We start from the raw sequence: 8,870 nt of genomic DNA on the forward strand, positions 1-8,870 counted from the left end.
TTCGGTCATCCCCTCGAACATCCCCCGTGAAATTACACGCGTGTAATGCGTGCGTCGTCAAGCCGAACCTGATAAATAGGCCCGCTCGGGCGATCGCCTGCACCCCGTGCCGTACCCATACCGAGCAAGCCCCGCCGGAGGTAACGGGCGACACGCCGGACGCGCCGGGTTTGCTCCCCGCGTTTCGCTCAGAGGCCCGGATCCACCGCCGAAATACGCCGATGTGCGGGGAAACCTGGAGTTCGGCGCGGCAGTGGCTCGACCCGGGGTACTGTCGTGATCAGGCGGCTGCTGCTCGGCGCCGCGGTCACCATCGTGCTGTTCACGGTCGGCGTCGCCGGCCTGGGCTGGAAGCCCTACGTGGTCATGTCGGAGTCGATGTCACCCGCGCTGCACGCCGGCGATGTGATTCTCGTCGATCCGAATGCCGATTCCCTTGCCGTCTACGAGATCGTCACCTACTCCGACCCCCGCGGGCTGGTCACCCACCGGGTGATCGCCCAGGCCGAGGACGGCACGTTCACGGTGAAGGGTGACGCCAACCAGCGGCCCGACACCCGTCCGGTGGAGCGAAGACAGGTGATCGGGCCGGTCCGGCTGATCCTGCCGCACCTGGGCTGGCCCGTCGTCCAGGTCCGCACGCACCCGTTCAAGATCGCCGGTGGCGCGCTGATCCTGGCACTCGTCTGGCCTCGCCGGCGGGTGCTGCGGATCGTCGTGCTCGGCGGCCTTGTCGCGGTGGTGGCCATGGTGCCCACGACCGGCGCGCTGCCGCCGGATCCCGTTGCCCTGCCGCCGCCGGTCCCCGCTTCGCCCGCCGCACCGCCTGCCGACTCCCCCGCCGCGCCGCCGGCCACCTTTGCCGTGTTGCCGCCCGCTGCCTTCGGCGTGCCGGCGGCCGCTTCGCCCGCCGGCTTCCCCGCCGCGCCGCTGGTTCAGGCGCGGGCGGTGACGTGGCCGTAGGTGGTGGTGCGCTGGCGGACCGGGCGGCCGGCGGCCTTGCCGATCGCCTCCAGCTCCTGCTGGGTGCGGGCGGAACCGTGCTCGGAGCCCGCCATCCTGGAGATGGTCTCCTCCATCAAAGTGCCGCCGATGTCGTTGGCGCCGCCGTTGAGCATGGCGACCGTGCCCTCGTCGCCGAGCTTCACCCATGAGCACTGGATGTTGTCGATCCGGCCGTGCAACAGGATCCTGGCCATCGCGTGCACGGCCCGGTTGTCGCGCCACGTCGGGCCCGGCCGGGCGATGCCGGCGAGGTAGATCGGCGCGCTGTGGTGCACGAACGGCAGCGCCACGAACTCGGTGAAGCCGCCCGTGCGGTCCTGGATGCCGGCCAGCACGCGGAAGTGGCCGAGCCAGTGGCCGGGGTGGTCGACGTGGCCGTACATCATCGTGGAGCTCGACCGGATGCCCAGCTCGTGCGCGGTCGTCACCACCTCCACCCACGCCGACGTCGGCAGCTTGCCTTTGGTGAGGACCCAGCGGACCTCGTCGTCGAGGATCTCCGCGGCGGTGCCCGGGATCGTGTCCAGGCCCGCGTCCTTCAGCTGGGTCAGCCAGTCGCGGATCGACACGCCGGCCTTCGACGCGGCCGTCACGATCTCCATCGGGCTGAACGCGTGGACGTGCATGCCCGGGACCCTCGCCTTGATCGCGCGGACCAGGTCGGCGTACGCGCTCACCGGCAGCTTCGGGTCGATGCCGCCCTGCATGCAGACCTCGCCGGCGCCGGCCCGCCACGCCTCCTCGGCACGGTCGGCGACCTCCTCGTAGGACAGCCGGTACGCGTCCGCGTCGCGCTCCCGCTGGGCGAACGCGCAGAACCGGCACCCGACGTAGCAGACGTTGGAGAAGTTGATGTTGCGGTTGACGACGTACGTGATGTCGTCGCCGACGGCGTCGCGGCGCAGGTCGTCGGCGATCCGCGTCAGCGCCTCCAGTCCCGCGCCGTCCACATTGAACAGCGCGAGCGCCGCGGCCTCGTACCGTGGCAGCAGGAGGCTTCCCGGCTCCTCCTCGGCGAGCCGCAGTCCATTGTGGACCTCACTGTCGAGGCGGGCGGCCGGCGCGCTGGTGACCCGGCCGGCGACCTCCTGCCAGTCGCCGTAGACGGCGTCGAAGTCGCCGCGGCGGTCGCTGGTGCGGCCCTCGGTGTCGATGGCCTCGTGCAGGTCGGTGCGGCCGCTGCTCTCGATCCCGCCGTCGGGCTCCTGCCAGGGCAGGCCCTCGGGCTTGACGCCCTCCAGGGCCAGGCCGGTCGCGGGGTCCATGAGCGCCGCGACGTGGGCGGCCAGCCGGGCGTCGAGCCACGGGACGCCCTTCTTCGCGTACTCCGGGTAGACGGTGAGGCGTTCCCTGAGCGTGAAGCCGTGCTGCCGGGAACGCTCGGCCAGCTCGTCGATGGCCGGCCAGGGCCGCTCCGGGTTGACGTGGTCCGGGGTCACCGGGGAGACGCCGCCCCAGTCGTCGATGCCCGCCCGCAGCAGCAGGCCGTGCTCCTCGTCGATGAGGTTGGGCGGGGCCTGGATCCGCGCCTTCGGCCCCAGGACCAGCCGGGCGACCGCCACCGTCGCGGCCAGCTCGTGCAGCTGCGCGTCGGGCATACCGCGCATCGCCGTGTCCGGCTTGGCGCGGAAGTTCTGGACGATGACCTCCTGGATGTGCCCGTACTCCCGCATCGTGCGGCGGATCGCGAACAGCGACTCGGCGCGCTCCTCGATCGTCTCGCCGATGCCGATCAGGATGCCGGTCGTGAACGGCACGCCGACCCGGCCCGCGTCGTCCAGCACCCGCAGCCGGACCGCGGGCTCCTTGTCCGGCGAGCCATAGTGGGCGCCGCCCGGCTCCGACCAGAGGCGGGTCGCGGTGGTCTCCAGCATCATGCCCATGCTCGGCGACACCGGCTTCAGCCGCTGCAGCTCCGCCCACGACAGCACACCCGGGTTGAGGTGCGGCAGCAGCCCCGTCTCCTCCAGCACCGCGATCGCGCAGGCGCGCAGGTAGTCCAGGGTCGAGTCGTAGCCGCGCTCGTCCAGCCAGCGCTTCGCCTGCTCCCAGCGGTCCTCCGGCCGGTCGCCGAGCGTGAACAGCGCCTCCTTGCAGCCCTGGGCCTGGCCCTCCCGGGCGATCGCGAGGACCTCGTCGATCTCCAGGTACTCGCTGGGCAGCCGGTGCGGCACCGTCGCGAACGTGCAGTAATGACACCGGTCCCGGCACAGCCGGGTCAGCGGGATGAAGACCTTCCTCGAGTACGTGACGACGCCCGGCCGTCCCGCGTCGGCGAGGCCCGCGTCACGGACCGCGCCGGCGATGGCGAGCAGCTCGTCGAGGGCCTGGCCCCGGGCGGTCAGCAGCACGGCGGCCTCGGTCACGTCGAGGGCACGGCCGTCCGCCGCGCGCCGCAACGCCCGGCGCATGGCGTTGTCCTCGGTACCTCTGACTACAGACGTCACGCTTTGCAGCCTAGGCCGCCGCCGGGCCGATGGGCCCGCACACCCGATGTGACTGTTCTCCTTGCGGCGCTCCTGACGCCGCGGGCACCCGCCGTGGTCGGCGGGTGCCCGCGGTGCCTGCTCGAGGTGGGACGGGTCAGGACCTGGGCGGGATCACCTGGGTGCGCTGGGTGTCGTCGCCGTCGTCGTCGGTACGGTGCTCGGCGCCGTGCCCGGCGGGCGCGGTGAACGCCGTGGTCGCCTCGGGGTCGGCCACCGGGTGGACCTGGGTGGCGTCGGGGTCGGGCGCGGGCGCCTGGGCCGCGGTCGGCTCCTCGGCCGGCGCGGCCACCGGGCCCGTGGTCTGGGTGGCGTCCGGATCCGTGGCGGCGTGGGTGGCGGTCTGCTCCCCGGCGGCGGCCGGCGCGGCCTGGACCGGGGTGTAGGCGGCGGTGGCGTCCGGGTCGGCGTCGGCCTTCGCGATGCTGACCGGGGGCGCCTGGGTCACCGGCTCGTCATGGGTCACCGGGGGCGCCTGGTGCTCCGCCTGGGCGGTCTGGGGCTGGTCCTCCGCGTGGGCGGCCTGGCCCTCGGCCGGGAACGCTCCGGTCTTGCCGAACGGCGACGCCGCGCCGCCCGTGTCCTGGCCCGTGCCGGTGGTCGGCTCCGGGGCGGCGCCCGTCCCGGCGGCGGCGCCCGACGTGGGGTGGGTCGATGAGCCGCCCGGCCAGCCGGCCGCGGCGAAGCCACCCGACGGGGTCACCCCACCGTCACCGGACCCGGCCGGGGGCGCCGAGACCGGCGGCGTGACGGGCGGGGCCGAGACCGGCTGGGCGGCCGGCGCCGTGTACGCCGCGAACGGTGAGCTCAGCGGCGGCGTCGAGGCGGGAGCGGCGGACACCGGCTCGGCACCGGTGGCCGGCGCGGGCTGCTGGGCCGCCGGGGGCTGCTGCTGGGCATACGCGGGGGCGCCGGACGCCGGTGCCGTGAACGCGGGGGCGCCCGTCGACGGCGCGTTGAACGCGGGGGCGCCGGTCGCGGCCGGGTTGTACGCGCCCTGCTGCGGCCCGGCCGCCTGCGGGTTGTAGCCGGTCGCCGGGGCGCCCGAGGCCTGGGCGGCGGCGTAGTTCATCTGCTGCGTGGCATACCCCTGCTGGCCCGCCGCCGGCACGACCTGTCCCGTGCCGGTGGTCGCGGGGTTCGTCCAGCCGCCGGTCTGCGGCTGCTGGTAGCCGGGCTGCTGCTGGTAGCCCTGCTGCTGGGCGTACTGCTGCTGGGCGTACTGCTGCTGCGGGTACTGGTATCCCTGCGGCCCGTACGGGTACGCGGGCTGGCCGTAGACGCCGGGGGCCGGCTTCGGTGGGGCGTACGCACCGAGGTACACGCGAATGACAAGGAAGAGGCCGAGCCCGACGAGCGCCAGACCGCCGAGGCGGGTCAGGAAGATCGACAGGGCGATGCCGGCACTGAGCGAGGTCTCGGGGCGCAGGTCGCCGATCAGGCTGGCCAGCAGCATGACCAGGCCGAACAGGGCCGCGACGGCGTACTCCACGAGCGCGATCAGCACGATGGTCTTGGCCTTCGGCACGACCGGGTCGAGGTGGGTCGCGAGCAGCACCGCGAGGATCGGCAGCGCGGCCGTCTCGATCGAGACGAACGCGCCGAACGAGCCGCCCGCGTTGCTCAGGAACTGGCTGGTCAGCGTGCTCAGCAGCGCGAGGAGCCCGGCGAGCAGGAACGCTCCGGCCACACCCAGCAGCACGAACGCGGCCAGCTCGCGATACGGCATGGTGAGCGCGCGGGCCTTCTTGACGTCGACCGGCGCGGCCGGCTGTGCCGGGGCGGCCTGCGGCTGCTGCGGCTGGGGCTGCGGCTGGAACGACGAGGTGGCCGGTCCGGTGGCGTAGGCCGGGTGCGGCGCCGCCGAGGACGTCGGCTCGGGTGGCTGGGTGCTCACTGGCTCTCCCCAAGATCTAGCGGTCACGCGACAGGTCGCTCGCAGCCTAGCCGTCGAACGGAAAATCCGCGTGCGTGGACGGCATCGCCCGGCGGTCACGGCCGGCACGGGAAGTGTCGTCCCCGTGGGGCAGGATGAGGGCATGCGGATCGTGGTTCTGGCCGGTGGGATCGGCGGCGCGCGCTTCCTTCTCGGGGTGCGCGCCGTGGGGCAGGAGTTGGGCGCGGAGGTCACCGCGGTGGTCAACGTCGGTGACGACGTGACGCTGCACGGGTTGCGGATCTGCCCCGACCTCGACAGCGTCATGTACACGCTCGGCGGCGGCGCCGACCCGGAGCGCGGCTGGGGCCGCGTCGGCGAGACATGGACCGTCAAGGAGGAGCTCGCCGCGTATGGCGCCGAGCCGACCTGGTTCGGCCTCGGCGACAAGGACATCGCGACCCACCTGGTGCGCACCCGCATGCTCGACGCCGGCTATCCGCTGTCCGCGGTCACCGAGGCGCTCTGCGACCGGTGGCGGCCCGGCATCAGGATGCTCCCGGCCAGCGACGACCGGGTCGAGACGCACGCCGTCGTCGAGATCGACGGCGCCAGCCGCGCGATCCACTTCCAGGAGTGGTGGATCCGTCACCGGGCGGAGGTGCCGACGTCCAGGTTCGTGTTCGTCGGCGCCGAGTCGGCCAAGCCCGCCGCGGGTGTGCTGGAGGCGCTCGCCGCCGCCGACGTCGTGCTGGTCGCCCCGAGCAACCCGATCGTGTCGATCGCGCCGATCCTCGCCGTCCCCGCGGTCCGCGAGGCGGTCACGACGGGCACCGCCCCGGTCGTCGGCGTCTCCCCGATCATCGGCACCGCCCCGGTGCGCGGCATGGCCGACAAGTGCCTCGCCGTGATGCATGTCGAGTGCAGTCCCGCCGGCGTCGGCGGCCTGTTCGGTGCCCGTTCGGCCGGCGGGGTCCTCGACGGCTGGCTGGTCGACGAGACCGACGCGGGGGTCGAGGTGCCCGGGCTGACGGTCCGCGCCAGGCCGCTGTGGATGACGGATGTGGCGGCAACCTCGGCGATCGTCCGGGAGGCGCTGTCCGTGGCGGGCGTGGCATGAGCGGTGCCGTGGGCGGCCCGGGCGGGCCTGGGTTCCGCGCGGATGGCGGCCCGGGCGGGCCTGGGTTCCGCGCGGATGGCGGTCCGGGCGGGTCGGAGGTCCGCGCGGGTGGTGGCTCGGGCGGGTCGGAGGTGCTCGCCGGTGGGGGCACGGGTGGGTCGGAGCGTGCGGGTGGGGATGGGTCGGGTGCGGTGGCGCCGGGTGGGTTCCAGGTGCCGCCTGGTGGGTTCGAGGTGCGGCCGGTGCTGGGCATCGGCGAGGTGCGGCCCGGCGACGACCTGGCGGGGCTGATCGCGGCCGCCGCGCCGTGGCTGGTCGACGGGGACGTCCTCGTGGTCACCAGCAAGGTGGTCAGCAAGGCCGAGGGGCGGCTCGTCGACGTCCCCCTCGACGAGCCGGCGCGCGAGGCCGCCCGCGAGGCGGTGCTGCGGGCCGAGACGGCCAGGGTCGTCGCCCGCCGCGGCGCGACGCGGATCGTGCAGACGCATCACGGGTTCGTGCTGGCGTCGGCCGGGATCGACGCGTCCAATGTGGAGCCGACCCGGCTCGTGCTGCTGCCCAAGGATCCCGACGCCTCGGCCCGCTGGCTGCGCGACGAGCTGCGGGAGCGGTTCGGCCGGCGGGTCGCGGTCGTCGTCACCGACACCATGGGCCGCCCCTGGCGGATGGGCCTGACCGACGTGGCCATCGGCGCCGCCGGCATCGACGCCCTGACCGACTACCGGGGCGTGCGCGACGTGCACGGCAACGAGCTGCAGCTCACGCAGATGGCCGTGATCGACGAGATCGCCGCCGCCGCCGACCTGGTGAAGGGCAAGACCGGCCAGGTGCCGGTCGCGGTCGTGCGGGGCCTGCCGGTCCGCGCCGACGGCCACGGCACCGGCGCCGCCGCCCTGATCCGCGGCGCCGACGCCGACCTGTTCTCCCTCGGCACGGCGGAGGCGGTCGCCAAGGGTCTGCGGGCCGCCGCGGCCATCCGGGACACCCCGCCGATCCTGTTCCCCGAGCTGCCCACCGACGTCCTCCCCACCGAGGCGCTGTCCTCCGGCGAGCTGGCCGCCGGGTCGGCTGCTGGGTCGGCTGCCGGGTCGGCTGCTGGGTCGGCTGCTGGGCCGGCTGCTGGGCCGGCTGCTGGGCCGGCTGCTGGGGTGGCCGCCGGGTCGGCTGCGGGGACGGGCACCGGGTCGGACGCTGGGTCGGGCGACGAGTCGGGCGCGCGAGCGGGAGTGGGAGTGGATGCGAGGTCGGGGGTCGAGAAGGTGTTGCTGGTCTGGGCGCCGGCCGGTGACCTGCGGCGGGCGGTCGAGGCGGGGATGGAGGTGCAGCGGATCAGGGCAGGGCTGGCCGCCGACGGCGTGGCTTCCGGGTGGCTGGAGGCGGATCGGGTCGACCTGTCCGGTGCCGTCGTGCCGGAAGGTGGCGTGCCCCTCGGGGTGCTCGTCGTCGGGCGCGGTAGCCTGCCGTCACTATGACGACGTTGCACGATGACGCACTCGCGGTGCTGACCCAGTGGAAGGCTCCAACCGAGGAGGCCGAGGAGACCCGGCGGCGCTTCATCGAGTTCGTCCTCCGGGGGCCGTCGACGATGTGGCGGGAGCACCCCGGCGCCCACGTCACGGCGAGTGCCCTGGTCGTCGACTCGACCGCGGAGCGGGTCCTGCTGTGCCTGCACGGGCGGATCAAGCGCTGGGTCCAGCTCGGCGGGCACTGCGAGCCCGGGGACGCGACGGTGGCGGCGGCCGCGCTGCGGGAGGCGACCGAGGAGTCGGGGATCGCCGGGCTGCGGATCAGCGAGGCGCCGATCGACCTCGACGTGCACCACGTGCAGTGCGCGGGCGTGCCGTCGTTGCACTACGACATCCGGTACGCGGCGATCGCCCCCGCCGGCGCCGTCGAGACCGTGAGCACCGAGTCGGCGGCGCTGGGCTGGTTCGCCCCGGACGACCTGCCGACACCCCTCGCGGGCGCCACCGAGCCGCTCGTCGCTCCGGCGCTGGCCTGGGCCCGCAGCAGCTGACCGCGCTCCCGGCACCCGAGCCGGCGGACCGGGCAGCCGACCCCGCCTGGCCCGGCAGGTGACCCGCGGTCCCGGCACGCGATCGGGCACCCGACCCGGCACGCGATCGGGCACCCGACCCGGCACGCGATCGGGCACCCGACCCGGCACGCGATCCGGTGGAGCCCGGCATCACCGACGTGAACCGCCGCGACCCGGCACGCGACCCGGTGGAGCTTGGCACCACCGACGTGAACCGCCGCGACCCGGCGGACGGCTGGGGTCATCGAGCCTGTTGCGTTTTCGGTATGTGTGGATAGTTCCGCTTTCGCGGTACTCGATCGATCATTGGGTATGGCGAAGCAGTTCCGTCCGGTGGATCGTGAC

The 8,870-nt window shown here is 74.2% G+C and carries 6 protein-coding genes; 4 read left to right on the forward strand and 2 right to left on the reverse strand.

Annotated elements, in window-relative coordinates; all coding sequences use genetic code 11:
• The first annotated feature begins 276 nt into the window (after positions 1 to 276).
• On the forward strand, positions 277 to 963 hold the full coding sequence (locus OP18_RS41230; RefSeq protein WP_033364644.1) for a signal peptidase I: 687 nt from the start codon (positions 277 to 279) through the stop codon (positions 961 to 963).
• On the opposite strand, the gene OP18_RS41235 is transcribed toward OP18_RS41230, so the two are convergent.
• Together OP18_RS41235 and OP18_RS53800 are read right to left on the reverse strand one after the other, a co-directional pair.
• Positions 936 to 3,416, reverse strand: a complete 2,481-nt coding sequence (locus OP18_RS41235) for a bifunctional FO biosynthesis protein CofGH (protein WP_052388102.1) — start codon at positions 3,414 to 3,416, stop codon at positions 936 to 938. The genes OP18_RS41230 and OP18_RS41235 overlap by 28 nt on opposite strands.
• A 172-nt stretch (positions 3,417 to 3,588) precedes the next feature.
• Complete coding sequence (locus OP18_RS53800) at positions 3,589 to 5,388, reverse strand: hypothetical protein (RefSeq protein WP_052388103.1); 1,800 nt, start codon at positions 5,386 to 5,388, stop codon at positions 3,589 to 3,591.
• A 142-nt stretch (positions 5,389 to 5,530) separates the two neighbouring features.
• Here OP18_RS53800 and cofD point away from each other — a divergent pair, with 142 nt between their 5' ends.
• The 3 genes from cofD to OP18_RS41255 all read left to right on the forward strand — a co-directional run bounded on the left by cofD (position 5,531) and on the right by OP18_RS41255 (position 8,504).
• Positions 5,531 to 6,487 carry a 2-phospho-L-lactate transferase gene (cofD, locus tag OP18_RS41245; protein ID WP_033364646.1) on the forward strand — a complete coding sequence of 319 codons (957 nt, stop codon included), beginning with the start codon at positions 5,531 to 5,533 and terminating at the stop codon, positions 6,485 to 6,487.
• Between the two features lie 212 nt (positions 6,488 to 6,699).
• Complete coding sequence (locus OP18_RS62380) at positions 6,700 to 7,959, forward strand: coenzyme F420-0:L-glutamate ligase (RefSeq protein WP_313900983.1); 1,260 nt, start codon at positions 6,700 to 6,702, stop codon at positions 7,957 to 7,959.
• Positions 7,956 to 8,504: an NUDIX hydrolase gene (locus tag OP18_RS41255; protein WP_033364647.1), complete on the forward strand. Its 549-nt coding sequence runs from the start codon at positions 7,956 to 7,958 to the stop codon at positions 8,502 to 8,504. Before OP18_RS62380 ends, OP18_RS41255 begins: the two co-directional genes overlap by 4 nt.
• Positions 8,505 to 8,870 lie beyond the last annotated feature (366 nt).

The sequence above is a fragment of the Dactylosporangium aurantiacum genome (genome assembly GCF_000716715.1).
GTDB classification, from domain to species: domain Bacteria; phylum Actinomycetota; class Actinomycetes; order Mycobacteriales; family Micromonosporaceae; genus Dactylosporangium; species Dactylosporangium aurantiacum.

What these genes read in the sequence shown, in the direction of transcription:
- OP18_RS41235 (WP_052388102.1), bottom strand. Translation starts at nt 3,416, where the DNA reads ATGCGCCGGGCGTTGCGGCGCGCGGCGGACGGCCGTGCCCTCGACGTG.
- cofD (WP_033364646.1), top strand. Translation starts at nt 5,531, where the DNA reads ATGCGGATCGTGGTTCTGGCCGGTGGGATCGGCGGCGCGCGCTTCCTT.
- OP18_RS41255 (WP_033364647.1), top strand. Translation starts at nt 7,956, where the DNA reads ATGACGACGTTGCACGATGACGCACTCGCGGTGCTGACCCAGTGGAAG.